Source organism: Hallella mizrahii (assembly GCF_009695775.1).
In the GTDB taxonomy this organism is placed as follows: domain Bacteria; phylum Bacteroidota; class Bacteroidia; order Bacteroidales; family Bacteroidaceae; genus Prevotella; species Prevotella mizrahii.
The window spans coordinates 1-1,545 of sequence record NZ_VUNG01000098.1 but is presented as its reverse complement, the minus strand read 5'-3'; the positions used below and the strand labels follow the sequence as shown (position 1 = coordinate 1,545).

Below are 1,545 nucleotides of genomic sequence, written 5' to 3'. Positions count from 1 at the left end.
CCTTAATTCCGCAACACTTTGATTTAACTTTATTTATAAGTTCCTGAGCAACAAAAAGTTGCTCAGGATTTTGCCATGTCAGATTTTTCACCTATCTTAGTGTTGCAATTTAAAACAAGCGTAAATCGTAACAAGACATGGCAAAGGTAGCAATAAAATCTGAGAAACTCACACCTTTTGGAGGAATTTTTTCAATCATGGAGCAATTTGACTCCATGCTTTCACCTATTATCGACCAGACACTTGGTCAGAGATGCCGCAGTATCATCGGATACCAGTACAGCGAAATTATTCGTTCTCTGATGAGCGTATACTTCTGTGGCGGTTCATGCGTGGAGGATGTAACATCGCATCTGATGCGTCATCTCTCGTATCATCCGACCTTGCGCACATGCAGCTCTGATACCATCCTCAGAGCCATCAAGGAACTGACACAGGAAAACATCTCATATACTTCCGATAAGGGCAAGACCTATGATTTCAATACGGCAGACAAGCTCAACGCCTTGCTTATAAAAGCCTTGGTTTCCACCGGTGAACTGAATGAGGTGGAATCCTATGATGTTGATTTCGACCATCAGTTCCTTGAAACAGAGAAATATGATGCAAAACCGACATACAAGAAGTTCCTCGGCTACAGACCTGGCGTATATGTCATCGGTGAGAAGATTGTCTATGTTGAGAACAGCGATGGCAACACAAATGTGCGCTTTTATCAGGCTGAGACCCACAAGAGATTCTTTGCCCTACTGGAAGCCAACAGCATCCGTGTGAATCGCTTCAGAGCCGACTGTGGTTCGTGCTCGAAGGAAATTGTCAGTGAGATAGAGAAGCATTGCACGCACTTCTACATCCGCGCCAACAGATGCAGTTCGCTCTACGATGACTTGTTTGCACTGAGGGGATGGAAGACGGAGGAAATCAACGGCATCCAGTTTGAACTCAATTCCATTCTCGTTGAAAAATGGGAAGGCAAGTGCTATCGTCTTGTCATTCAGAGACAAAAGCGCATGGATGGAGAGCTTGACTTGTGGGAAGGTGAATACACCTACAGATGCATTCTTACCAACGATTACGACTCATCAACAAGAGACATCGTCGAATTTTACAACAAGCGTGGGGGCAAAGAGCGTATATTCGATGATATGAACAACGGATTCGGTTGGAGCAGGCTCCCCAAGTCATTCATGGCGGAGAATACTGTCTTTCTTCTGCTTACTGCATTGATACACAATTTCTATAAGACCATCATGAGCAGGCTTGACACCAAGGCTTTTGGGCTCAAGGAAACGAGTCGCATAAAGGCTTTTGTCTTCAGCTTCATCTCCGTACCTGCCAAGTGGATCATGACAGCAAGGCAATACGTGCTGAATATCTATACTGAAAATCGGGCTTATGTAAGACCTTTCAAAACTGGATTCGGATAAAATCCGTTCCTTATGGTTTTAATCTGCGTATTACCTCAAGTCGCATCGTGGGGTAAGGGGATGGTGTGCACAAATCGGACAAAATTCACGCTCATACTATCATGATGCATAGTGTTCA

1 protein-coding gene is annotated in these 1,545 nt (G+C 44.1%); it reads left to right on the top strand.

Going from position 1 to position 1,545, the window contains the following annotated elements; all coding sequences use genetic code 11:
• Window positions 1–137: 137 nt before the first annotated feature.
• Entirely contained in the window at window positions 138–1,427 is a 1,290-nt protein-coding gene (locus FYJ73_RS15590; RefSeq protein ID WP_154535657.1) for an IS1380 family transposase, read from the top strand.
• The last annotated feature ends 118 nt before the right edge of the window (window positions 1,428–1,545 follow it).